The organism is Halospeciosus flavus, assembly GCF_029814175.1.
Taxonomy (GTDB): Archaea; Halobacteriota; Halobacteria; order Halobacteriales; family Halobacteriaceae; genus Halospeciosus; species Halospeciosus flavus.
The window spans coordinates 143,716-166,600 of the sequence record NZ_CP122312.1; the positions used below are offsets into that span (position 1 = coordinate 143,716).

Here is a 22,885-nt window from a genome sequence, read left to right on the forward strand (position 1 = left end):
AGACGAATGAGCCTCCTCTTCGACCTCGCCGTCGTCGCGGTCGTGGTCTTCGTCGTCGTCGCGGTCGTCCTCCCCGCGTGGGGACGGGCCAGTCAGGAACGTGCGCGGACCGACCAACTCCAGTCCTTCGAGCAGCGACGCGGGTCGCGCGTCATCTCGATGATCCACCGACAGGAGACGGTCTCCTTCATGGGGGTCGGTCTCTCGCGCTACATCGACATCGACGACTCCGAGGCGGTCCTCCGGGCGATTCGCCGGACGGACGACGACGTCCCCATCGACCTCGTCTTGCACACACCCGGTGGTCTCGTCCTCGCCGCCGAACAGATCGCGTGGGCGCTCACCGAACACCCCGCCGACGTCACGGTGTTCGTCCCGCACTACGCCATGTCCGGCGGGACGCTGCTCGCGCTCTCGGCCGACGAGGTGGTGATGGACCCCAACGCCGTCCTCGGGCCGGTCGACCCGCAACTCGGCGGTCTCCCCGCCGCGTCCATCCGCAACGCCGTGCGCCGGAAGGACCCCAACGAAGTCGACGATATGACGCTCGTGATGGACGACGTCGCGGAGAAGTCGCTCCGCCAGGTCGAGCGGAGCGTCGCCGACCTCCTCGTCGCCGGCGGGACGCCCGAAGACGAGGCGCGAGACCTCGCGAAGACGCTCGCCTCCGGGCAGTTCACCCACGACTACGCCATCCGGGCGGACGACGCCCGCTCGCTCGGCGTCCCGGTCAGTACGGACGTCCCAGCAGAAATCTACGACCTGATGGACCTCTACGCGCAACCGACTGGTCGGCGTCCGTCGGTCCGGTACGTCGACGTCCCCTACGGCCGGAACCCGACGGAGGGCGAGAACGAGACGTCGACTGCGCTCGACCGCTGACCAACCGACCTGCTGATTCACCGACTCGCTGCTCCGACGAACCGCCGGCCTACTCGCCGGGCGTGTACGGCAGGTCGGGGTCCTCGATGTCTTCGCGGAGTTGCTTCTTGTCGAACTTCCCGGTCGCGGTCTTGGGCACCTCCTCGATGAACAGGACGTTGTCCGGGAGCCACCACTTCGGGTAGTCGTCTGCGAGGAACTCGCGGAGGTCCTCGGCGTCGACGTCGGTCCCCTCCTTGCGGACGACGCAGGCGAGGGGGCGCTCCTGCCAGCGCTCGTGGGAGACGGAGACGACGGCCGCCTCGACGACGTCCTCGTGACCCATGAGTTCGTTCTCCAGTTCGATGCTGGAGATCCACTCGCCACCGGACTTGATGACGTCCTTCGCGCGGTCGACGATCTCGATGTAGCCGTTCTCGTCGACGGTCACGACGTCGCCGGTCTTCAGCCACCGCCCGCCCTCGTCGTCCTCGAAGTCGGTCTCGTTGGCCTCGGGGCGCTCGAAGTACTCGTCGACGACGGTCGGTCCGCGGACGTAGAGTTCGCCGAAGGACTCCCCGTCCCAGGGGACCTCCTCGCCGTCGTCGTCGACGACCTTCATCTCCAACCCCGGCGAGAGGAGTCCCTGCTTGCTCCGGACCTCGTAACTCTCGCCATCCCCGTCGAGGTCCATCGTCGACTTCGGCCGGGACATCGACCCGATGCTCATCGTCTCGGTCATCCCCCAGGCGTGTTCCATCTTGACGCCGTACTCGTCCTCGAAGCGCCGCATCACCTGTCTTGGGGCGGCACTCCCGCCGACGATGATGCGTTCGAGGCTACTCAGGTCGCCCCCGTGTTCGTCGAGGTAGTCGAGCAGGTCGATCCAGACCGTCGGGACCCCGGCGGTGAGGGTGACGCCCTCCTCCTCGATGAGGCGGACGAGGTCCTCGGAGTCGGGGGAGGGGCCGGGGAATACCGGTTTCGCACCGGCGAGCGTCACCGTGTAGGGGAACTCCCAGGCGTTGACGTGGAACATCGGGACGACCGGCATCACGACGTCGTCCTCGTCGACGTTCTGGGCCGCCGGCGTCGCGGCCATCATCGCGTGCGAGTAGATCATCTTCTGGGTGTACTCGACGCCCTTCGGCTTGCCCGTCGTCCCCGAGGTGTAACACATCCCCGCGGGTGCGTCCTCGTCGACGCCGGGCCACGAGTCGACCGGGTCGTGGTCGTCGAGGAGGGACTCGTACCCGTAGATCGGCAGGTCGGCGTCGGAGTCGGAGTCGGAGTCGGGAACCGCGTCTTCGTCGCCCATCACGACGACGGCCTCGACGCTGTCGAAGGCGTCCCAGAGGCGCTCGACGGTGTCGACCGCGTCCGGGTCGACGAGCAACACGTCGTCGGCGGCGTCGGTGACGATGTGTTCGACGTGGTCGTCGTGGAGCAGGAGGTTGACTGTGTGGAGTTGGGCGCCCATCAGCGGCGCGGCGTAGTACGCCTCGAAGTGACGGTGGTGGTTCCACCCGAGCGTCCCCACGCGGTCGCCGGACTCGACACCGAGGGCTTCGAGGGCGCTCGCGAGTCGGCGGACGCGTTCGCCGAACTCGCCGTACGTGTAACGGGTCTGACCTTGGTGTGTTCGCGAGACGACTTCTTTCTCCGGGAACAGGTTCGTCGCCCGCCAGAAGAACGGGCGGAGCGTGAGGTCGGTCGCCATTACTTATCGTTGTAAACCTCTCCGACTTAACCGTGTGGGTCGATACCGACACTTAGCGTGCGGTCCACCCGCCGTCGGCGGTCAGCACCGATCCGGTGACGTAGGAGGCGGCGTCGCTCGCGAGGAAGAGGGCGGGCCCGGCGACCTCCTCGGGGTCGGCGAACCGGTCGAGCGGCGTCCGGTCGAGGATGGAGTTCCGCAGGCGCTCGTTCTGCTCGACCTCCTCGACGAGTTCGGTGCTGACGTACCCCGGCGCGATGGCGTTCACGCGGACGTCGGGTGCCCAGTCGAGCGCCATGCTCTTCGTCAGTCCCACCAGTCCGTGTTTCGAGGCGACGTAGGGGTGCTGGCGCGGGAGGCCGACGAGTCCGCCGACGCTGGCGACGTTGACGAGGTTCCCGCCCCGCTCCTGGAGGTGGGGTGCGGCGTGTTTCGCACAGCGAAAGGCCCCGCGGAGGTTCACGTCGGTCGTGAAGTCGAAGTCCTCCGTCTCGACTCGTTCGGGCGGACCGAGCGCCCCGTCGGGGTTGACGCCCGCGTTGTTGACGACGACGTCGACGCCGCCGAGTTCGTCGACCGTCCGCTCGAAGACGCGCTCGACGTCGCCCTCGTCGGTGACGTCGACCGGTTGAACGAGGGAGTCGGCGCCCTCCTCGCGGACGGTCTCGACGGCCGCCTCGACGTCTGCTTCGGTACGCGAGACGGGGACGACGTCGGCGCCCGCCTGGGCGAACCCGCGGGAGATCGCCAACCCGATTCCCCGCGTCCCGCCGGTGACGACGGCGACACGGCCACTCAAGTCGAACTGCGAGGGTACGTCAGACATGTACTCTGGTCGTGGGCGGCACCCTATTTAATTTTGTATCTAATTTAGCCGAGTTTTCGAACCGTCGTTAGCTCCGTGGCGAAGTTTTATTTCCTCCTCCCACGACGTGGGTGGCATGGAACGACCACACACGGAGGCCTCACGATGAGCGGGGACGCAGTGTTGCTCGACGTCAGCGACGGTGTCGCGACGCTCACCCTGAACGAACCCGACGCCCGGAACGCGCTCACGCGGGACATCTCGGCCGGTATCGTCGACGCCCTCGACGAAATCGAGGAGCGAGACGACGTCCGCGCGGTCGTCGTCGAGGGACGGGGCGGTGCCTTCTCCGCGGGCGGCGACATCAAGAAGATGCAAGAGCGACTGGAGGGCGACGTCCCACTCGAACAGACGGTGTACGAACTCGAACGCACCACGAGCGAGACCATCGCCCGCGTCGCGGCCTGCCCGTACCCGACCATCGCCAAGATCGACGGCCCCGCGGTCGGCGCCGGCGCGAACCTGGCTATCGCCTGCGACGTCCTCCTCGCGGCCGAGTCGGCGAGTATCGGCTTCGTCTTCCGACAGGTCGGCCTGAGCGTCGACGCCGGGACGTCCTACCTCCTCCCGCGTATCGTCGGCGAGAACGTCGCGAAGGAACTCGTCTTCACGGGCGAGATCCTCGACGCCGAGCGCGCCGCCGACCTCGGTCTCTTCAACCACGTCTACGCCGACGACGAGTTCGAGGCGGAGGCCGAACAGCTAGTCGAGCGTATCGCCGGCGGGCCGACCGTCGCCTTCCGCCACGCCAAGCGCCTCATCCGCGAGGGACTCGACAAGCCCCTCGACCGCGCGATGGCCGACGAGGCCACCGCCCAGGGCGTCGTCTTCGAGACCCACGACCACCGCGAGGGGGTCGAGGCCTTCCTCGAAGGGCGCGAACCCGAGTTCGAGGGTCGATAAGGCGGCCGTCGTCGTCGGTGGTCGTGCGTCTACGTCGCCGTCGGCTACCGGTTCGGTTTTGCCGACCGGCGTCCAACCGCTCACATGACCGAACGCTGGCGGGTGTTGCTCCCACCGGCCCTCCACCCGGCGGGGCCCGACGTTCTCTCGGAGTTCGCCGACTGCACGGGTATCGACGAGTACGACTCGCGGGCCGACGCGCTGGCCGACCTCGACCGCTACGACGCCGCCGTCGTCCGCGTGACCGAGTTCGACGCCGAGACCATCGCCGACGCCGCGGCCGGACGGCTGAAAGTAATCTCGAAACACGGTGTCGGTCTCGACAACGTGGACGTCGAGGCCGCCTCGGCGAACGGCGTCGTCGTCTGTAACACGCCGGGCGCGAACGCACGCTCGGTCGCCGAACACACGATTCTCCTCCTCCTCGCCGTCCGGCGGAACCTCCCCGCGATGGACAGACACGTCCGCGAGGGTGGGTGGGACCGCTCGCAGTTCACCGGCCACGAGGTCGCGGGCGACACGCTCGGCGTCTACGGTCTCGGGAACATCGGCCGCGAGACGGCGACGCTGGCCCGCGGGATGGGGCTCTCGGTCCTCGCCTACGACCGGAGCGCGACGCCCGCCGAGGCACCCGACGGGGTCGACCTCGTCGACGATTCGCTCGCGCTCTTCGAGCGCGCCGACGCGGTGAGTCTCCACGTTCCGCTGACCGCAGAGACGCGCGGACTCGTCTCGACGCCGGAACTCCGCGCACTCGGTCCGGAGGGAGTCGTCGTCAACGTCGCGCGGGGCGGCGTGGTCGACGAGGACGCGCTCGTCGCCGCCCTCGACGCGGGCGAGGTGGGCGGCGCGGGTGTCGACGTCTTCGCGGACGAACCCCCGAGCGAGGACCACCCGCTCCTCGACCGCGACGACGTCGTCCTGTCGCCACACGCCGGCAGCGACACCGAGGCGGCGCTACGGCGGACGAGCGTGCGGGCCGCCCAGAACGTCCGGATGGTCTACGAGGGCGGACTCCCCGAGTCGACGGTCAACCGCGACGCCCTGGTCGGAGGAGAGTGAGAGGTCAGTCGTCGGCGGGGGCCACGGTCGGCACGTCGACGTCCTCAGGGGCCTCGTCGTCGTCGAGGGTGGCGTCGGGGAGGAGTCGGTCCTCGAAGGAGAACTCGTCGAGTTCCTCGCCCTCGCGGACGCGTGCGGGCCAGTCGTGGTTGGCGAGCGCCGCCGTCCCCTGGGCGACGAGGTCGGCGTCGTCCTCGACGATGGCCGCGGCCGCGTCCTCGGGGTCGGCGAGGTTGCCGTTCGCGACGACGGGCGCGTCGGCGTACTCGGCGGCGAGTGCGGCGAGTGTCCGCCCCTCGTCGCCGAACGCGGGCGCGGTGATGTCCGGTTCGGTGACGTGGACGTAGTCCGCGCCGGCCTCGGAGACGGCCTCGAAGACGACCTCGGCTTGGTCCTCGCCTTCGGCCCACTCGTGTTCGTCGTCGTTGACCTTCGTCTGTGAGAGGCGGACGCCGACGACGAACTCTTCGGGCGTGCGCTCCTGGACGGCCTCGACGACCTCGCGGGTCAGGCGGACGCGGTTCTCGACCGACCCGCCGTACTCGTCGTCGCGCTGGTTCGTGTAGTCGGTGAGGAACTGGTCGAGGAGGTAGCCGTTGGCGCCGTGGACCTCGACGCCGTCGAACCCGGCGTCGACCGCGCGCTCGGCCGCGTCGGCGAAGCCCTCGATGGCCGCGTCGATCTCGTCTTTACTCGCGTGCTTCGGTGTCGGGAACTCGCCTTCGCCGCCGTAGATGGGGAGCTGTTCGCCCTTCGGCTGGACGGCGGAGGGTCCGAGCGTCTCGTCGGTGTAGCGGTTGCCCTGCGAGAGCGCGCCGGCGTGCATCAGTTGGGCGAAGATGGGTGCACCGTGCTCGTGGACGGCCTCGGTGACTCTCTTCCACGACGCGGCCTGTGCCTCGGTGGCGAGGCCGGGTTGGTTGTCGTAGCCCTGGCTGTACGCGGTGTCCGGGTGCGTGCCCTCGGTGACGAGGAAGCCGAAGTCGCCGCGGGCGAAACTCGCGTAGTAGCGGGCCATCTGCTCGGTGGCGTGGCCCTCGTCGGTCGCGCTCGTCCGCGTCATCGGCGCGAGGCCAACGCGGTTGTCGAGCGTCAGTCCGTCGAGGTCGACGGTGTCGAAGAGGACGTCGGTGTCGGTCACACCCGACGTAGGTCGCGCCCGGATAAAGGCGGCCGCGAACCCGCGAGACGGGCCGGGAAGCGTGGGACGCGACTACACGCCGTACTCGGCGAGTACGTCGTCGGGGAGCGTCGCGCCGATTCCGGGGTCGGTCGGGACGGCCACCCGACCCGCGTCGTCGACGTCGAGGTCGGAGACGAGCAGCGACTCGTAGAGGTCGTAGCCGGTGACGTCGAACTCTAACCACTCGCAGGCGGGCGACGACGCCATCACCTGCATCGTCGCCGCGAGACCCACCCCCGAACTGAACGAGTGCGGCGAGACGGTCACGTCGAACGCCTCGCCGAGCGCGCACACCTTCCGGAGTTCGGTGATTCCGCCACAGCGCATCACGTCGGGCATCGCGTAGTCGACGGCTCGCTCCTCGAACAGGTCGCGGAAGCTCCACTTCGTGTACGTGTTCTCGCCCGTCGCGACGGGCGTGTCGAGTTCCCGCCGGAGTTCGGCGAGTCCGTCGGTGTCGTAGGGCGAGAGAGGTTCCTCGTACCAGAAGACGTCGTAGTCCGCGAGCATCCGGCCGACGCGAAGCGCCTCGGGGTAGTCGTAGCCGCAGTTCACGTCTACGAGGAGTTCCGCGTCGCCGATGGTCTCGCGCAGCGCAGCGACCCGCTCCTCGTCGGCGTCGAGGCCGCGGCCGAGGTGGGTCTTCACGGCGGGGAACCCCCGCTCGACGTAGCCAGCGGCGCGCTCGGCCATCACTTCGGGGTCGTCGAAGAAGAGGTCGCTGGCGTACGCCTGGAGGCGGCCGTCGTCGGTCGTGTCGCCGCCGAGGAGCCGGTGGACCGGTTCGCCGTGGTACTTCCCCGCGACGTCCCACAGCGCGATGTCGACGCCGCTCGCTGCGGAGACCCCTTGCCCTTCGCGGTCCCAGTAGAGGTCCTCGGTGAGTAGCTCCTGCCACAGGCGCTCGACGTCGAGGGGGTCCTCGCCGACGAGCCGAGACCGGTACTTCTCCTCGACGATGGTCTCCACGATGGACGGCTCTGGGCCGACTCCCTCGCCGATTCCGGTGATGCCCGTGTCCGTCTCGACGAGGACGATGGCGGCCCCGCGCGACTCGATGGCCCGGTCGCGGGAGAGTCCGGCCGGTTCGTCCAGATCGAGTCCGAGACGCTCGACACGCACGTCGGTGATCTCCATACCGGTGGCTCGGGAGTTCGGGTGATAAAGATTGACACGCCTCACGTCCGCTGGCCGGTCTCGTCGAGTGCGCGACGGGCCGACCGACAGACCGTTTCGAGGGTCAGTTCCCCCGCGCTGGGGTAGACCGTCCCGTTCAGTCGGACGACGTACCCCTCCTCGAACAGGTCGACGACCTCGGCCGAGGTGAGTCCCATCGACTGAACGACCGACCCGCCGGTGAGGTAGTACCCGCCCTCGGCGAAGTCGGCCGCCGGCCGGAGCACCGACCCGAGTTCGAGTTGCTCGGTCACCTCCGTCCGGTAGGTCAGTCGGTGCCGGTCCGTCCCGACGGAGGTGAAGTCGAGCACCTCGGGGGTCGTCCCGCCGCTCCGACTGGTGACGGACCGAGTCGCGTCGCCGACGAGGCGGTGTGGCGTGTCGTCCGCCGCGAGTTCCGCCGCCCACGCCAGCGAGAACGCCGACCGGAGGTAGCCGGCTAGCCGTCCGACCGTCTCGTCGGGGACCGCGCCGTCGAAGACGACGGCCGCGGCCGCTCCGGACTCGACGAGGGAGACGGCCGCGTCGACGCCGTCTCCGCCGGCCCCGCCCGCTATCGAGACGACGGTCGTCTCCACCGAACCGAGGTCGGCCCAGGGGAGGACGCCGTCGGCACAGACGAACCCTTCGTCGGTGACGTCGCCGCCGAAGTGGAGGAACTCGCTGGCCCCGAGCGCTCGCCGGAGGACCTCTCGTGTCGGTCGTGTCCGTCGTCGGCGCGTCGGCACGCCGTCCTCGTGACCGGTGTCGACGGCGTTACACACTCGGTCGTACGCGTCGACGGCGGCTTGTCCGACCCCGAAGAAGTCGAAGCGACACTCGGCCGGAACCGACTGCTCGCGCCCCCGGAGGTTCTCGAAGGCGGCGGGGACGAGGCGAGTCTCGCCGACCGGCGGCGTCCGACCGGCGTAGGCCGTCACCGCCGTGTCGAGGGTCCGTCCCGGCTCGGCGGAGGCGTCCGCTCCGGTCGCGACGTGGACGCGCGACAGCGAGTCGAGCAGCGGCGGGACGACCGCGGCGTCCTCCAGTCGCGGGCGGAGGACGGCGGTCGTCGTCCACTTGGGGACGTGGGGTTCGAGGACGTCGAAGGGGACTTCGAGGTACTCCACGAGCTGTTCGCCGACGGAGCGCTCGTAGAGTTCGGGCGGGTAGAAGGGGAGGTGTGGGGCGACCTCGTCGTACTCGTAGCGCGGGAAGGAGTAGTAGCCGCCGACGCGGACGAGCGAGTCGAGGAGGAGACAGCGAGCGAGGAGTCGGTCGACGGATTCCTCCAGTGTCCGGCCGGGGCGACGGAGTGGTTCGGTGTAGCCGAGGTCGAGGCGGAGTTCGGCCTCCTCACCAGGGACGACGTCCGCACCGAGGTAGAAGGCGAGAGGCGCGACCCGATAGAGATCGGCGTACGTGGGCGGGACGGCGATGGTGACGCCTGTATCGGGTTTCTCGAGGACGTCGGGGACGTGGAGTTCCTCGCCGCGCTCGATGGCCGGGGGGTGGCCGCGGATAGTCGGCCACGAGCGCTCGCAGGACCACTCCTTGATCGACGACCCAAGGTACGAGAACGCGGTCGCCAGCGCTTCCGGATCGTCGGGGACGGTGATGGTCGCCTGCGGGCGTTCGTGGGGCGAGCGCGCGCCGACGAAGATCCGCGTCGGTTCGTCGAACTCCAGCCGTGGGGTGCTACCGAACTCGCCGAAAGTCGGGTGGACGCCGGTAAACGACGCGTCCGGGACGAGGACGTACGCCTTCGGCGACGGCGAGAGTTCCACGTAGTAGGTCCCTCTCTCGAACGACCAGCGTTCGTCGGTGAGTTGACCGAGGTGTTCGCCCTGCTCGTCGCGGACGAACGTCGTGGCGTCCGTCGGGAGGACGAGTTCGCTCGTCGTGAACGAGACGGCGGCGTCCACCGGGAAGACGAACCGGTCGGGCGACGCCGGTTCGAGCGAGACCGCCTCGGACGACCCGAGTGTGTACTCGTGGCCGCCGACTTCGTCTCGGAGGCGAAGCGTCGTCCCGGCGTCCGCCGTCGAGAACGCGACCAGCGAGTTCCCGACGTCGTCCACGTCCGTCATCGTTGGGCGACCAGTAGTGTGTCGACTGGCTTATACCCCGCGCCGAGCGGGAGTCGTCGGACGCGGTCGGGTCACTGCACGTCGTGTTCACGGCCGAGCGTACGACGCGCCGAGCGTCGAACGAACGCGGCCGGGTCCGCCTCGCCGTGGTAGACGTCGCCGTTACAGCGAACCGGGTACACGTCGCACAGGAGTTCGGCCACCTCCTCGGCGTCGAGGGTGAACGGCTGTTCGACCTGTGAGCCGACGAGGACGTACTCGTCGTGGGCGAAGTCGTCGGCGAGCCACCCGACGGACCCCGGTTCGTGGTTCGACGAGAACGTCGACGTGACGGTGATCCGGAACTCTCCCTCGCTGTCTCTCCGGTCGACTGGCACGGCCGAGAGGGAGGCCGGGAGGTGGATGCCCTCGCGGAAGGTCGCCTCCAGCGACGGGTCACCGACGAACCGGTATCGACCGGACACCTCGGCGAGTTCCGCGGCGACCGCCAGCGGGAACCCGCTCGCGAGGTATCCCGCCAGACGCCCCACCTCGGCCGCGTCCAGGTCGGCCGCGACGACTCCCGCGACGGCCCGGTTCTCGACGAGGTCGACGCCCGCCTCGAACGACGCGGGACCGCTCAGTGCGAACGTCGTCACGTCGGCGTCTTCGAGGGCGTCGGTCGGGAGGACACCGTCGGCGCAGACGAACCCCTCGTCGGTGACGTCGCCGCCGAAGTGGAGGAAGTCGACCCCCTCTCTAAGCAGGCGGTCGAGGTCGTCTGTCGTCACGCGGGTATCCGCGGTGACGGTGAGGTTCCCCGACGTCGACTCCCGTCCGTCGGAGACGACGGTGTCGTAGGTCCCGAGGCTCACCTCGGCGTCGGGGGCGACGAACGCGACGTGCAGGTCGTCGGCCGCTGTCGGCGTGTAGCCGACGGTGCTCGACACCATCTCGGGCGTGAGGTACCCAACTCCTGGAGGTGTCTCGCGGTCGGTCGTCGCGAGCGCGACGCTGTCCGTCGAGTCGGCCGCGTCGAAGGCCGGGCGAACCGAGGCCGACTCGGAGACCCGGACGCGGGCGAGTGTGTCCGCGAGAGAGGGGAGCATCGTCGCGTCGGCGGCGTCGGGTCGGAGCGCGACCGTCAGCGGCCGCTGGGGGACGTAGGGTTCGAGGACGTCGAAGGGGACTTCGAGGTACTCCATGAGTTGTTCGTCGACGGAGCGGCCGTAGAGTTCGGGCGGGTAGAAGGGGAGGTGTGGGGCGACTTCGTCGTACTCGTAGCGAGGGAGTGTGTAGTAGCCGCCGACGCGGACGAGCGAGTCGAGGAGGAGACAGCGAGCGAGGAGTCGGTCGACGGACTCCTCCAGTGTCCGGCCTGGGCGACGGAGTGGTTCGGTGTGGCCCACGTCGAGGCGGAGTTCGGCCGTTTCGCCGGGGACGACGTCGGCGCCGAGGTAGAAGGCGAGGGGCGCGATTCGGTAGACGTCGGCGTACGTGGGCGGGACGGCGATAGTCACGCCCGTATCGGGTTTCTCGAGGACGTCGGGGACGTGGAGTTCCTCGCCACGCTCGATAGCCGGGGGGTGGCCGCGGATGGTCGGCCACGAGCGCTCACAGGACCACTCCTTGATCGACGACCCCAGGTACGAGACGGCCGTCGCGAGGTCCCGCGGGTCGTCGGGGACGGTGATGGTCGCCCGCGGCCGGTCGTGGAGCGAGCGCGTCCCGAGCGTCACGGTCGTCGGTTCGTCGAAGCGGACCCGCGGGAGACGCTGGTCACCGTCTTCGACGTGCTGCCCGGTGAACGAGACGTCCTGGAGCGCCAGGTACGACTTCGTCGTCCCCGAGATTTCGAGGAAGTAGTCGCCGCGCGGGAACGACTCGGGGGTGTCGAGGAGTTCGGCCCGATGTTCGCCCGTGCCGTCACGGACGAGGACACTCTCGCTCGACGGGAGGTGTATCTCCGCCGCGGTGAACGAGACTGCTGCGTCGACGGGGACGACGAATCGGTCCGGGGAGGCTTGCTCGAGTGAGACGTCGGCGTCGGTCCCGACGAGGAACTCGTTGTCACCGAGTTCGTCTCTGACGTGCAGTCCGTTCCCGTCGCCCCGTGGCTGGAACGAGACGAGTGAGTTACCCACGTGTGACGGTTCCATAGTGGCGGTTGTCTACGATTCGTAGTGCGCCCGTGGGTTTACGTCTCTCGCTGGCGGAGACGGCTGTGACGGTGTGTCGCGGGTGGGCTTCCCGGCCTCCCGACCTATCGGAATAGTCGGTAGGACGCGCGCCCGACGGCCACCTCGGTCCGTTCGCCGCTGGGCTTGCGCGACTCGACGGTCACGTCGACGACGCCCATCGACCCGCCCGCGCGGACCACCTCGGCGGTCGCGACGAGGTCGTCGCTCGCGGGCCGGAGGTAGGAGACGTCGAGGTCGGTCGTCGTGAGGTTGGCGTCCGTGGGGTCGTCGAACGTGGTTCGGAGGGCGAACCCGCTCGCGGTGTCGACGAGCGTCGCCGCGATGCCGCCGTGGACGCGCTCGAAGCCCTCGGGGAAGGGGTTGACGAGTTTCTCGTCGTGCGGGATGCGCATCTCGACGTACCCGTCGCCGACGGCCTCGACGGTGAGGTTCAGCCACGAGAGGTAGCCGTGCTGTTCGATGAACGCCTGGAAGCGCTCGGGCGAGAGCGGGTCGCCGACCTCCGGTTCGCTCATCGACTCACCTCCCCTGCGGCGGTGTCGACGCCGACGACCGCCAGGAGTTCGCGCAGGTCGGTAATCTCGTGGGCGACGGCCGGGCCGTCGTCGGCGCCGTGGCTCACACCGTCGATACCGTGCTCGGCGGCGCCGGCGACGTCGTGCTCGTATCGGTCACCGACCATCACGGTCCGTTCGGGTGGATGGGGTGACTTCGCGAGTGCCGTCTCGAACATCGCCGGGTTGGGTTTCGTCTTGCCCACCTCCTCGGACGTCGTGACGTCGTCGAGGAACTCCCGGACGCCGAACTGTTCGAGCAGGAACAGCCCTTCCTCGGTGTCGACGTCGCTGACGACGCCCTGGTAGACGCCGGCCTCGTGGAGTCGGCGAACCACCTCGCGGGCGTGTGGGACCGACTGCACGTGTTCGCGGGTCGACTCTCGGAAGAGCGGGAACCACTCGTCTCTGGGGACCTCGCGGCCGACGACGACGTCGACGGCCTCTCCGTATCCGTCGACGGCCGAGCGGAACTCCGTCCCTTCGCGCGTGCGGAAGTGTTCGCCGACGACTTCGCGCCACCGTTCGAGTGCGTCGTCCGGGTCGGCGTCGACGTCGAACTCCTCGACGAGGCGCGCGACGAACGCGGCGTGGGCCTCGCGGACCGAGGCCAGGTCGAGGAGCACGCCGCCGATGTCCCAGAAGACGGCGTCGTACGCGCGGTCGTGTTCGTCGTGTTCCTCTCGGTCCGTCTCCTCACTCATCGTCTCCCTCTTCGTCTTCGACGAGTTTGAACTTCCGAACCTTCCCGCTCGCGGTCCGCGGGAACGACTCGACGAACTCCACTTCGCGAGGGTGTTTGTACTCGGCGAGGTTCTCGAGTGTGAACTCCTTGAGTTCCTCGGGCGTCACCTGCTCGTTCGCGGGGACGACGAACGCCTTCGGGACCTCGTTGCGCCGTTCGTCGGGCACGCCGACGACGGCGACGTCGGCCACGCCCTCGTGTTCGTAGAGGAGACTCTCCACTTCGCTCGGGTAGACGTTGTAGCCGGCGGTGTTGATGGTGTGTTTCTTCCGGTCGACGATCTCGTAGTAGTTGTCTTCGTCGCGGCGTGCCACGTCGCCGGTTCGGAAGTAGCCCGCGTCGGTGAACGCCCGGCGCGTCGCCTCGGGTAGTCCGTGGTAGCCGTCCATCACCTGCGGCCCGCGGACGAGGAGTTCGCCCGTCTCGCCCGGTTCGACCTCCTCGCCGTCGTCGTCGACGATCTTGCAGTCGGTCATCCGGAGTGGCTGGCCGATGCTCCCGAGTTTCGGGCCGTAGGTCGTCCCGTGGCCCGTGTGGGTGGCGGCCGTCGTCTCGGTGAGTCCGTACCCCTCGGACATGCTGAGGCTGGCCGTCTCCTCGAAGGTCTCCTGGACGGCGGTCGGCATCTTCGCGCCGCCCTGGTTGACCGTCTCCAACGAGGAGAGGTCGAACTCGCCGAAGCGCTCGTGGTTCACCATGTCGACGAACATCGTCGCGACGCCGATGAACCCCGTCACCTCCGCTTCCTCCATCGTCCGCATCGTCTCGACGGGGTCCCACTCGCCGGGGTTGCGGAGGTAGACCGACCCGCCGCGGACGAGCGGTTGCCACGTCGAGTGGACGAAGCCCGTGATGTGGTAGAGCGGGAGGACGGCCAGCGACTTCTCCTCCTCGGGCGGGACCTCCGAGAGCTGGAAGCCGGAGTAGGCCTGCGCGTGGAGGTTGCGGTGTGTGAGGTGGACTCCCTTCGGTTTCCCCGTGGTTCCGGAGGTGTAGGGTTGCATCGCCACCGTGTCGAGGGTCGTGTCCGCGCGTACGGGGTCGGCGTCGACCGCCCCGAACGCGACGGCGCCGGGGCTCCCCTCGCCCACCTCGACGATGGTCGGGTCGAGCCCGTGTTCCTCGCAGGCTTCGTCGAGGTGCTCGCGGAGTGCGGGGTGTGTGAGGACCGCCGCGGCCTCCGTGTCGGTCAGCTGGTGGCCGAGTTCGCGCGCCTTGTACTGCGGGTTGACGGGGGAGACGACGACGCCCGCGCGGAACGCGCCCAGCGACCCGACGACGTACTCGGGGCAGTTGGGCAGGTAGACCAGCAGGCGGTCGCCGGCGTCGAGTCCGCGTTCGCGGAGTCCGCCGGCGAACCGCGCCGCTCGGGATTCGAGGTCGGTGTAGCTGAACTCGCGGCCGTTCATCTCGACCGCGAGCGCGTCGCCGCGCTCGGCCGCCGTCGCTTCGAAGACGTCGTAGACGTTGCTCACGTCGACGTCCCGGAGTCGGTCGGGGATATTCATACGACAACAACTGTCAACCATCCCCATTACGTTAACGGTGGGGCAGAGCAGCCAATATTTATTAACGATAGGCCAACACTGTCCACGTGCGATAAACAATGCTAACGAACGCAGTGATCCGACCATGACGGAACGGTTCGGTGTCGAGGGGAAGACGACGATCGTGACGGGTGCGTCCAGCGGAATCGGCCGCGAGGTCGCCGAACAGTTCGGTTCGGAGGGGGCCGACGTCGTCGTCTGCTCGCGCGAGCAGGGGAACGTCGACCCGGTCGCGGACACCATCAACGACCGCGAGGGCGGCGGGCGAGCGCTCGCTGTCGAGTGCGACGTGACCGACCGCGACGCCGTCGAGGCACTCGTGGACGCGACGGTCGGGGAGTTCGGCGGCGTCGACGTCCTCGTCAACAACGCGGGCGCGAGTTTCATGGCGCCGTTCGAGGACATCAGCCCCAACGGGTGGGAGACCATCGTGGACATCAACCTCCACGGGACCTTCCACTGCACGCAGGTCGCGGGCGAGCGGATGCGCGAGGATGGCGGCGGTGTCGTCATCAACGTCGCGAGCGTCGCCGGCCAGCGCGGGTCGCCCCACATGAGCCACTACGGCGCGGCGAAGGCCGGCGTCATCAACCTCACTTCGACGCTCGCCTACGAGTGGGCGAGCGAGGATGTCCGCGTCAACTGTATCGCCCCCGGGTTCGTCGCGACCCCTGGCGTCGAGTCACAGATGGGCGTCTCGGCCGAGAACATCGAACGCGGCGACGTCGAGCGTCGCATCGGGACGACCGCCGAGATTGCGGACCTCGCACAGTTCCTCGCCAGCGAGGCGAGTTCCTACCTCGTCGGTGAGACGGTCACCGCCGCGGGCGTCCCGCGCATCGAAGAGTCACCGGAGATATAGATGTCCGACGGGTACACCGGTGCCGACCTGTTCGTGGACACACTCGCCGAGTACGACGTCGACTACCTGTTCGGGAACCCGGGGACGACCGAACTCCCCATCACGCGTGCGCTCGGGCGGGCCGGCGACGCCCCCGAGTACGTCCTCGCGCTCCACGAGGACGTCGCGGTCGGTGCGGCCGCCGGCTACGCCCAGCGACGACGGTACCACGCACACGACGACGACTCGGTCACGCCGGTCGGCGTCGCGAACCTCCACCTCGCGCCCGGGACGGCCCACGGACTCGCGAACATCTACGGCGCGAGCGTCACGGGTGCACCCCTCGTCGTGACGGCAGGCGCACACAGCCGCGACTTCCGCCACGAGGAACCGATTCTCTCGGGCGACGCCGTGGAGATGACCCGCCAGTTCACCAAGTGGAGCGCCGAGGTGGGCGACGTCTCCGCCCTCCCGACGATGCTCCGGCGGGCGTTCCGCGTCGCCCTCACCCCGCCCACCGGCCCGGTGTTCCTCGCGCTCCCGCTGGACGTGATGATGGCCGAGACCGACGCCGAACCCGAGCGACTCGGTCCCATCCCCGACGCCGGCCGGGGCGACCCGACCGCCATCGAGCGCGCGGCCGACTATCTGGTCGACGCCGACGAACCGGTCCTCGTGGTCGGCGACGGCGTCGCCCGCGCGGACGGCGTCGACGCCGCGGTCGAACTCGCGGAGGCGACCGGCGCGCGCGTCCACGCGGAGATTCTCACCTCCGAGGTCGACTTCCCGACCGACCACGAACAGTGGGGTTCGTACCTCCCACCGCGCGAGGGGGTCGTCCAGAAGTGCCTGGACACCGACACTGTGGTGTTCCTCGGCTGTTCGACCAACACGACGCTCGTCCGGCACGCCGAACCGCTGGTGGACACCGACACCACGTTCGTCCACGTCAGCGACAACGCCTGGGAGGTCGGCAAGAACCAACCGGCGGACGCCGCGGTCGTCGGTGACCCCGGGCGGGTCGCCGCCGAACTCGCGGCCCGACTCCGCGACCGTCTCGGCGACGCCGAACGCGGACGTCGCCTCGAACGCGTCCGCGAGACCGTCGCCGCGATGGGCGGCGAGGGCGAGGAGTCCAACGAGGACGACCGCCCCTCGAAGACCGAACTCGCGGAGGCGATTCGGGACGCCGTCCCGGACGCCCTCGTCGTCGACGAGGGCGTCACCGCGAAGTACGCGATGATGACCGTCGCGGACTTCGAACCGGGACAGTTCGTCTCGAACAAGGGAGGTGGACTCGGCTACGGCCTGCCCGCGTCCGTCGGGGCGGCGGTCGCCGAGGCCCAACGCGACGACCCACGGCCGGTCCTCGGCCACGTCGGCGACGGGTCCTACCTCTACTACCCGCAGGCGCTCTACACCGCCGCGCGCCACGACCTCGACCTGACGGTCGTCGTCCCGGACAACCGCAACTACCGCATCCTGAAGGACAACATGGCGGGACTGTTCGGCGGGGACGTGACCGACGAAGACTTCGTCGCCCTCGACTTCGAACCGCCGGTCGACATCCCGGCGAACGCCGAGAGCCATGGCGCGACGGGCCGCCTCGTCGAACCCGACGACGACCTCGACGCCGCGCTCGTCGACGCCGTCGAGACGGACGGCCCGGTAGTCCTCGACGTCCTCGTCCACGATTAGGGATACCACCCCGAACCCCCTGGTACCAACCCACAATTTTTAGTACTTGTTCCTGATAGTGGATGGCAGACGATGGTTAACGAAGATAAGAAAGTACCTACTGAGGAAACCAACGATAAGCTAATCCGGGCCAGTTCCGGAACGTTCGATGGCCTACGGACGCGTCGCGGGTTCCTCGCGGCGACGGGTGCGGCGGGTGCCGCGAGCGTCGCTGGCTGTATGGGTGGTGGTGGCGGCGGTCCCTCGGGGACGTTCAAGATCGGCGTCCTCGCCCCCGAACCGTCGAAGAACCCCATCGGTGCGTCTATCGCCAACTCCGCGAAGTTGGCGGCCCAGCAACTCAACTCCGACGACGGCGTCCTCGGCAAGGACGTCGAAGTCATCGTCAAGGACACCCACGAGGACCCCGCGACGGGGAAGTCGAAGTACCAGGAGCTCACGGTGGGTGAGCAGGTCGACTTCACGACGGGGGTCTTCACCAGCGAGGTGATGCTCAACCTGATGGACAGCGTCGCCCAACAGCAGAAGATCCACATGAACACCGGGTCGGCGACGCCGGAGACGACGCGCATGATCGCCGACAACTACGAGAAGTACAAGTACTACTTCCGGAGCGGTCCGGTCAACTCCCACTACCTCGGCGTCAACATGGTCGACTTCGCGAAGGCGAAGTTCGACGAACTCGGGTGGGACTCGGTCGCCGTCCTCGCCGAGAACTACGCGTGGACGAAGCCGGTCTCGAAGGTCCTCGAAGAACAGCTCTCGGCGACGGGCGTCGACGTTCCCATCAACAAGCGCTACGCCAGCGGGACGAGCGACTTCTCGCCCATCTACGACGACATCGAGAGTTCCGGGGCGGACGCCGCCTACGTCGTGATGGCACACACCGGGACGGCGGCCGTCGTCCAGTGGGCCAAGCAAAAACGCCCCTTCGAGTTCGGCGGCATCCACGTTCCGATGCAGTTCCCGTCCTACTACGGGGCGGTCAACGGGGCGTGTCGCTACGCGATGACGCAGAACTCCGCGACGCCGAACTCCGAGGTCACGAAGAAGACGGTCCCCTACTCGAACGCCTACCAGAAGGAGTTCGGGAACTACCCCGTCTACACCGGGTACATCACGTTCGACGCGGTCAAGCAGTACGCGGCGGCCGCCGAGTCCGCCGGGTCGCGCAAGCCGGGAGACCTCATCCCCGAACTCGAGTCCATGTCCTTCACGGGGACGACCGGGTCCCTAAAGTACTACGGGAAGGACAAGCAGTACCCCCACGACGTCATCTACGGCAAGGACGCCGTCTGGCCGCTCTGGCTCCAGTGGCAACAGCAGGACGGCGAAGGCGTTCAGAAGGCCCTCTGGCCCGAGAACGTCGCGTCCGGGAGCTACAAGAAGCCGCCTTGGGTATGAACCATGGCCGAGCTACTCACCACCGTCCTGAACGCCGCGATGCTCAGCGCGCTGTACGCGCTCGTCGCCATCGGGTTCACCCTCATCTTCGGCGTCGGCGGCGTCCTGAACCTCTCGCACGGAGCGACGCTCACCGTCGGGGCGTTCACCGCCTTCTTCGTGACGGGCGCACTCGACGTGAACATCTGGGTGGCGACGCTCGTCGCGATGCTCGTCGCCGCCGGCTTCGCGGGCGTCCTCTACCTCGGGATGGTGCGCTTCGTCGAGGACGACCCCATCACGGTGATGATCCTAACCCTCGTGACGTCGATCGTCGTCGAGGAACTCGTGAAGATTTTCGTCGGGACACAACCGCGTGCGATCCCGTCGCTGCTCGACGGGCAACTCGCGATCGCGGGGGGCATCCAGACGAACCGACTGCTGGCGTTCGCCCTCTCGTGGGCCATCATCGGCCTGCTGTTCGCGGGCGTCAACTACACCCGCACGGGCAAGGCCATCCTCGCGACCAGCATGTCGACGAAGGGCGCCGCGCTCGTCGGTGTGGAGTCCGAACGGATGTACCTCTACACGTGGGTCATCGCCGGCGCACTCGCGGGACTCGCGGGCGTATTCCTCGGTTCTATCCAGACCGCCAGTTGGGCGATGGGGCGAGCACCGCTCGTGCTCTCGTTCTCCATCGTCGTCCTCGGCGGCATCGGCTCCATCCGCGGAAGCCTCATCGGCGCCTACGTCATCGGCTTCCTCGAAGTGTTCACCGTCTCGTACATCGACTCGAGTCTCAGCGGGTTGGCGTCGCTGGTCGTCCTCGTCGCCATCCTGCTGGTGAAACCCGAAGGACTCTTCGGACGCGAATTGGCTCACTGATATGACTGGATACATCGACCTCGTCGACCCGCGGTCGCTCGATCGCCGCCACCAACTCGGACTCCTCGGGCTGGTCGTCCTCGCGGCGTTCCCCTACTGGATTCGGCCGGTGCTCGGCCGTGGAGGCGGCATCCTCGCCGTGGTCAGCGTCACGTCGGCGCTGTTCTTCGCCATGTTCGCGATGAGTTGGGACACCGTCTCCGGTTACACCGGCCAGATCAGTTTCGGTCACTCGCTGTTCTTCGCCGTCGGCGGCTACGGTTCGGCGTTGATGAATCTCGAGTTCGGAGTGCCGCCGGCCGCGGCCATCGTCGTCGGGACGGTGCTGGCCGTCGTCGCGGGAATCGTCATCGGCGGACCCGCGCTCCGACTGGAGGGACCGTACCTCTCGCTCATCACGCTCGTCGCCCCGCTCATCCTGCTCCAGTTGTTCATCGTGTTCAGCGGGACGTTCGGCGGCGAACTCGGTCTCAGCTCGCCCGCCCCGCTCGTCCCGATGGGCGGGTTCTTCGCGCAGGCGATGGCCAACTTCTACGTGGCGCTCGCGCTGTTCTGCGTGATCTTGGTCGTGCTGCTCGCCGTCACCCGCTCGAACGCGGGTTCGGTGTTCACGGCCATCCGCGAGGACGAGGAGGCGGTCGCCGCCTCCGGGCTGAACCCGGCGAAGTTCAAGATGTTCGCCTTTGTCCTCTCGGCGGCCGTCGGCGGTATCGCCGGCGCGGTGTTCGTCCACACCGTCGGGAAACCCCAGCCCAGCCAACTGCTCGTGATGACCGTCTCCATCGAGGTCATCATCGCCACCATCGTCGGTGGCATGGGGACTATCACCGGCGCGGCCGTCGGTGGGCTGTTCTTCAGCCTCTTCCGTGAGTGGCTCTCGGGCATGTCGGCGACCGTCCCGGGTCTCGGCGTCCAGCTCTCCTCGCTGGACCTGCTGTTGTTCTCCGTCATCACGCTCGCCATCCTCTTCTTCATGCCCGGCGGACTCCTTCGCTGGGTGATCGACCGAGCGCGTTCGTTGAGCGGGGAGTCGCCTGCACCCGGCGAACCGACCCCCGACGGCGGGCGAACCCCGCTCGAACAGACCCTCGCGAACTACCGCGAGCGTATCGAGACTCTCGGAGGTGACGACGATGAGCGCTGACACACCCGACCCGACGACGTCCGACGCGGCGACCGAATCGTACGGCCCGGAGGACGGACTGCTCGTCCTCGACTCGCTCCGCAAGGAGTTCGGCGGTCTCACGGCCGTCGACGACCTCTCCTTCGCGGTCGAGGAGGGCGAGATTCTCGGCTTCATCGGCCCGAACGGGGCCGGGAAGTCGACGACGTTCAACTGCGTCACCGGCATCTACCCGCCGACCGCGGGGACGGTCTGGTACGACGGCGAGGACGTCACCGGCGAGTCCGCTCACGAGATGGTCAAACGCGGACTAGCGCGGACGTTCCAGGAATTCCGACCGCTCCCCGACCGCACGGTGCGTCGGAACGTCGAACTCGCGCTCGCACCGGACCGCGTCTTCTCTCTGTCCGGCCTGCGCGGCCAGACGCGCGAGGAGGCGACGGCGCTCTGCGAACGCGTCGGTCTCGGCGACCGCCTCGAACAGACGCCGGACGAACTCCCGCACGCGGGACTCCTGCGTCTCGAACTCGCGCGGGCGCTCGCGACCGACCCCGACCTCCTGCTGGTCGACGAACCGTTCGCCGGTCTCTCCAGTGGCGAGGTCTCGGAGATCTCCGACCTCCTGGAGGAACTCCGGCAGAACGGGCTGACGCTCGTGGTCGTCGACCACAACATGCGCGGGTTGCTCTCACTCATCGACCGTGCCATCGTCATCCAGTTCGGCTCGAAGATCGCCGAAGGGCCGCCGGAGGAGATACGCGAAGACGAACGCGTCCAGGAGGCCTACCTCGGAGGTGACGAGATATGAGCGACGCCGAGTCGGTCTCGTCGGCCGACGACGAAGGAACCGGAACTGACGCGGCCTCGGCGACCGCCGGGACGACCGCCGAGCGCGTCCTCGGCGTCGAGGACCTCCACGTCACCTACGGCGAGGTGATGGCACTCCGCGGTGTCGACCTCCACGTCGACGAGGGCGAGATCGTCGGACTCATCGGCCCGAACGGGGCCGGGAAGACGACGCTCGCGAACACGGTCTCGGGCTTCCTCGACTACGAGGGGTCGGTGACCTACCGCGGCGAGGACGTCCACGAGAAGAAGCCGAGCGACCTCGTCTCCGCGGGACTCGTCCACTGTTCGGAGGACCGCGACCTCTTTGGTCACCTCTCGGTGGCGGACAACCTCGAACTCGGGGCTTACCGCCACGACGAGGGGTGGGAGGAGCGTCGCGACTTCGTCTACGACCTCTTCCCCCGCCTCGAAGAGCGCAGCGACCAACACGCCCGCACGATGTCTGGCGGCGAACAGCAGATGCTCGCCATCGGCCGGGCGCTGATGAGCGACCCCGACCTGCTGGTGCTCGACGAACCGACGCTGGGGCTGGCGCCCGTCATCCTCCAGGACATCAGCGACGGCATCGAGGAGATTCGTGAGTCCGGCGTGACCATCCTGCTCACCGAGCAGAACGTCACGTTCACGATGAACCACGCCGACCGCGTCTACCTGCTCGAACAGGGACGCGTCGAACGCGAGGGCCACCCGGACGAACTCCGCGGCGACGAGTACATCCGGGACGCCTACCTCGGGCACTGACGGCGACTCTTCTCCGTCTTTCGGTTCTGGCGACAACTCACTGCTGTCCAATAGGGTCCGACGAAGGTCGTGAGAGACAGAGAAATTACTGTACGCTAAGGATGGAGTATTGCTCACCAGCCTGCTTAACCTGGGAACTGAGCATATACCTGATCTTCAATTATGAGTGCAAGAGCGTAGTGGCTCTCATCATATCGTAAATATACGTGCATGTTTTGGCTGTGCTCTCCGATACGCTTGCGCAATCTCTGTAGCGGTTCGGGAGTATACTCTACGTCATCTAAACATCTCTTATATTGCCCCTCTTCAACTGCAGTTTCGAGAATCTCTTGCTCTTCTAGAGTAACCTGCTCAAAGTTAATCGGTGAAATTTCCTCTGCCTCAGATTTGGTCAGGTCAGCCTTTTTCGCTTCCACGGTTGCGGGTCTGGCACAGCCAGCAGAACCATTAATGGATGACAGACATCCTGCGAGACCGGTACTGCCAATCATTAGACCTGC

20 protein-coding genes are annotated in these 22,885 nt (G+C 67.9%); 10 read left to right on the top strand and 10 right to left on the bottom strand.

Going from position 1 to position 22,885, the window contains the following annotated elements; genetic code table 11:
• The first annotated feature begins 6 nt into the window (after positions 1-6).
• Positions 7-882, top strand: a complete 876-nt coding sequence (locus tag P0Y33_RS00675; RefSeq protein ID WP_279528651.1) for an SDH family Clp fold serine proteinase — start codon at positions 7-9, stop codon at positions 880-882.
• A 49-nt stretch (positions 883-931) separates the two neighbouring features.
• Here P0Y33_RS00675 and P0Y33_RS00680 read toward each other — a convergent pair whose 3' ends face one another.
• Together P0Y33_RS00680 and P0Y33_RS00685 are read right to left on the bottom strand one after the other, a co-directional pair.
• Positions 932-2,581 carry a long-chain fatty acid--CoA ligase gene (locus P0Y33_RS00680; RefSeq protein WP_279528652.1) on the bottom strand — a complete coding sequence of 550 codons (1,650 nt, stop codon included), beginning with the start codon at positions 2,579-2,581 and terminating at the stop codon, positions 932-934.
• A gap of 52 nt (positions 2,582-2,633) precedes the next feature.
• Positions 2,634-3,407, bottom strand: coding sequence for an SDR family NAD(P)-dependent oxidoreductase (locus P0Y33_RS00685; protein ID WP_279528653.1), 774 nt, complete (start codon positions 3,405-3,407; stop codon positions 2,634-2,636).
• A 144-nt stretch (positions 3,408-3,551) separates the two neighbouring features.
• Here P0Y33_RS00685 and P0Y33_RS00690 point away from each other — a divergent pair, with 144 nt between their 5' ends.
• Together P0Y33_RS00690 and P0Y33_RS00695 are read left to right on the top strand one after the other, a co-directional pair.
• On the top strand, positions 3,552-4,349 hold the full coding sequence (locus tag P0Y33_RS00690; protein WP_279528654.1) for an enoyl-CoA hydratase/isomerase family protein: 798 nt from the start codon (positions 3,552-3,554) through the stop codon (positions 4,347-4,349).
• 84 nt (positions 4,350-4,433) lie between these two features.
• On the top strand, positions 4,434-5,411 hold the full coding sequence (locus P0Y33_RS00695; RefSeq protein WP_279528655.1) for a hydroxyacid dehydrogenase: 978 nt from the start codon (positions 4,434-4,436) through the stop codon (positions 5,409-5,411).
• A gap of 4 nt (positions 5,412-5,415) precedes the next feature.
• On the opposite strand, the gene P0Y33_RS00700 is transcribed toward P0Y33_RS00695, so the two are convergent.
• The 7 genes from P0Y33_RS00700 to P0Y33_RS00730 all read right to left on the bottom strand — a co-directional run bounded on the left by P0Y33_RS00700 (position 5,416) and on the right by P0Y33_RS00730 (position 14,826).
• Positions 5,416-6,552, bottom strand: coding sequence for an NADH:flavin oxidoreductase (locus tag P0Y33_RS00700; protein ID WP_279528656.1), 1,137 nt, complete (start codon positions 6,550-6,552; stop codon positions 5,416-5,418).
• Positions 6,553-6,624: 72 nt separating this feature from the next.
• Positions 6,625-7,731 carry a mandelate racemase/muconate lactonizing enzyme family protein gene (locus P0Y33_RS00705; protein WP_279528657.1) on the bottom strand — a complete coding sequence of 369 codons (1,107 nt, stop codon included), beginning with the start codon at positions 7,729-7,731 and terminating at the stop codon, positions 6,625-6,627.
• A gap of 41 nt (positions 7,732-7,772) precedes the next feature.
• On the bottom strand, positions 7,773-9,839 hold the full coding sequence (locus P0Y33_RS00710; RefSeq protein ID WP_279528658.1) for a hypothetical protein: 2,067 nt from the start codon (positions 9,837-9,839) through the stop codon (positions 7,773-7,775).
• A 71-nt stretch (positions 9,840-9,910) separates the two neighbouring features.
• Positions 9,911-11,962 (bottom strand): hypothetical protein, encoded by a 2,052-nt coding sequence (locus P0Y33_RS00715; RefSeq protein WP_279528659.1) that lies wholly within the window; start codon positions 11,960-11,962, stop codon positions 9,911-9,913.
• Positions 11,963-12,081: 119 nt separating this feature from the next.
• Positions 12,082-12,534: a PaaI family thioesterase gene (locus P0Y33_RS00720; RefSeq protein ID WP_279528660.1), complete on the bottom strand. Its 453-nt coding sequence runs from the start codon at positions 12,532-12,534 to the stop codon at positions 12,082-12,084.
• Positions 12,531-13,277: an HAD family hydrolase gene (locus tag P0Y33_RS00725; protein ID WP_279528661.1), complete on the bottom strand. Its 747-nt coding sequence runs from the start codon at positions 13,275-13,277 to the stop codon at positions 12,531-12,533. The genes P0Y33_RS00720 and P0Y33_RS00725 overlap by 4 nt, the downstream gene beginning before the upstream one ends.
• The gene (locus tag P0Y33_RS00730; RefSeq protein ID WP_279528662.1) at positions 13,270-14,826 is read right to left on the bottom strand and encodes a class I adenylate-forming enzyme family protein; all 1,557 of its coding nucleotides are present in this window, start codon (positions 14,824-14,826) and stop codon (positions 13,270-13,272) included. Before P0Y33_RS00730 ends, P0Y33_RS00725 begins: the two co-directional genes overlap by 8 nt.
• A gap of 124 nt (positions 14,827-14,950) precedes the next feature.
• Here P0Y33_RS00730 and P0Y33_RS00735 point away from each other — a divergent pair, with 124 nt between their 5' ends.
• The 7 genes from P0Y33_RS00735 to P0Y33_RS00765 all read left to right on the top strand — a co-directional run bounded on the left by P0Y33_RS00735 (position 14,951) and on the right by P0Y33_RS00765 (position 22,385).
• Positions 14,951-15,727: an SDR family NAD(P)-dependent oxidoreductase gene (locus P0Y33_RS00735; RefSeq protein ID WP_279528663.1), complete on the top strand. Its 777-nt coding sequence runs from the start codon at positions 14,951-14,953 to the stop codon at positions 15,725-15,727.
• Entirely contained in the window at positions 15,728-17,404 is a 1,677-nt protein-coding gene (locus P0Y33_RS00740) for a thiamine pyrophosphate-binding protein (protein ID WP_279528664.1), read from the top strand.
• A 72-nt stretch (positions 17,405-17,476) separates the two neighbouring features.
• Positions 17,477-18,808: an ABC transporter substrate-binding protein gene (locus P0Y33_RS00745; RefSeq protein ID WP_279528665.1), complete on the top strand. Its 1,332-nt coding sequence runs from the start codon at positions 17,477-17,479 to the stop codon at positions 18,806-18,808.
• Between the two features lie 3 nt (positions 18,809-18,811).
• On the top strand, positions 18,812-19,672 hold the full coding sequence (locus P0Y33_RS00750) for a branched-chain amino acid ABC transporter permease (protein ID WP_279528666.1): 861 nt from the start codon (positions 18,812-18,814) through the stop codon (positions 19,670-19,672).
• Between the two features lies 1 nt (position 19,673).
• Entirely contained in the window at positions 19,674-20,816 is a 1,143-nt protein-coding gene (locus P0Y33_RS00755; protein WP_279528667.1) for a branched-chain amino acid ABC transporter permease, read from the top strand.
• Positions 20,806-21,603 (top strand): ABC transporter ATP-binding protein, encoded by a 798-nt coding sequence (locus P0Y33_RS00760; RefSeq protein ID WP_279528668.1) that lies wholly within the window; start codon positions 20,806-20,808, stop codon positions 21,601-21,603. Before P0Y33_RS00755 ends, P0Y33_RS00760 begins: the two co-directional genes overlap by 11 nt.
• Positions 21,600-22,385 (top strand): ABC transporter ATP-binding protein, encoded by a 786-nt coding sequence (locus P0Y33_RS00765; protein WP_279528669.1) that lies wholly within the window; start codon positions 21,600-21,602, stop codon positions 22,383-22,385. The genes P0Y33_RS00760 and P0Y33_RS00765 overlap by 4 nt, the downstream gene beginning before the upstream one ends.
• Positions 22,386-22,510: 125 nt before the next feature.
• Here the strand turns inward: P0Y33_RS00765 and P0Y33_RS00770 are convergent, their stop codons facing one another.
• On the bottom strand, positions 22,511-22,876 hold the full coding sequence (locus P0Y33_RS00770; RefSeq protein ID WP_279528670.1) for a hypothetical protein: 366 nt from the start codon (positions 22,874-22,876) through the stop codon (positions 22,511-22,513).
• Positions 22,877-22,885: the final 9 nt, after the last annotated feature.

Coding starts and splice junctions, on each gene's coding strand:
- P0Y33_RS00745 (WP_279528665.1), top strand. CDS start 17,477: ATGGTTAACGAAGATAAGAAAGTACCTACTGAGGAAACCAACGATAAG.
- P0Y33_RS00760 (WP_279528668.1), top strand. CDS start 20,806: ATGAGCGCTGACACACCCGACCCGACGACGTCCGACGCGGCGACCGAA.
- P0Y33_RS00725 (WP_279528661.1), bottom strand. CDS start 13,277: ATGAGTGAGGAGACGGACCGAGAGGAACACGACGAACACGACCGCGCG.
- P0Y33_RS00750 (WP_279528666.1), top strand. CDS start 18,812: ATGGCCGAGCTACTCACCACCGTCCTGAACGCCGCGATGCTCAGCGCG.
- P0Y33_RS00730 (WP_279528662.1), bottom strand. CDS start 14,826: ATGAATATCCCCGACCGACTCCGGGACGTCGACGTGAGCAACGTCTAC.
- P0Y33_RS00720 (WP_279528660.1), bottom strand. CDS start 12,534: ATGAGCGAACCGGAGGTCGGCGACCCGCTCTCGCCCGAGCGCTTCCAG.
- P0Y33_RS00770 (WP_279528670.1), bottom strand. CDS start 22,876: ATGATTGGCAGTACCGGTCTCGCAGGATGTCTGTCATCCATTAATGGT.
- P0Y33_RS00765 (WP_279528669.1), top strand. CDS start 21,600: ATGAGCGACGCCGAGTCGGTCTCGTCGGCCGACGACGAAGGAACCGGA.
- P0Y33_RS00710 (WP_279528658.1), bottom strand. CDS start 9,839: ATGACGGACGTGGACGACGTCGGGAACTCGCTGGTCGCGTTCTCGACG.
- P0Y33_RS00705 (WP_279528657.1), bottom strand. CDS start 7,731: ATGGAGATCACCGACGTGCGTGTCGAGCGTCTCGGACTCGATCTGGAC.
- P0Y33_RS00690 (WP_279528654.1), top strand. CDS start 3,552: ATGAGCGGGGACGCAGTGTTGCTCGACGTCAGCGACGGTGTCGCGACG.
- P0Y33_RS00675 (WP_279528651.1), top strand. CDS start 7: ATGAGCCTCCTCTTCGACCTCGCCGTCGTCGCGGTCGTGGTCTTCGTC.
- P0Y33_RS00685 (WP_279528653.1), bottom strand. CDS start 3,407: ATGTCTGACGTACCCTCGCAGTTCGACTTGAGTGGCCGTGTCGCCGTC.
- P0Y33_RS00755 (WP_279528667.1), top strand. CDS start 19,674: ATGACTGGATACATCGACCTCGTCGACCCGCGGTCGCTCGATCGCCGC.
- P0Y33_RS00735 (WP_279528663.1), top strand. CDS start 14,951: ATGACGGAACGGTTCGGTGTCGAGGGGAAGACGACGATCGTGACGGGT.
- P0Y33_RS00695 (WP_279528655.1), top strand. CDS start 4,434: ATGACCGAACGCTGGCGGGTGTTGCTCCCACCGGCCCTCCACCCGGCG.
- P0Y33_RS00740 (WP_279528664.1), top strand. CDS start 15,728: ATGTCCGACGGGTACACCGGTGCCGACCTGTTCGTGGACACACTCGCC.
- P0Y33_RS00680 (WP_279528652.1), bottom strand. CDS start 2,581: ATGGCGACCGACCTCACGCTCCGCCCGTTCTTCTGGCGGGCGACGAAC.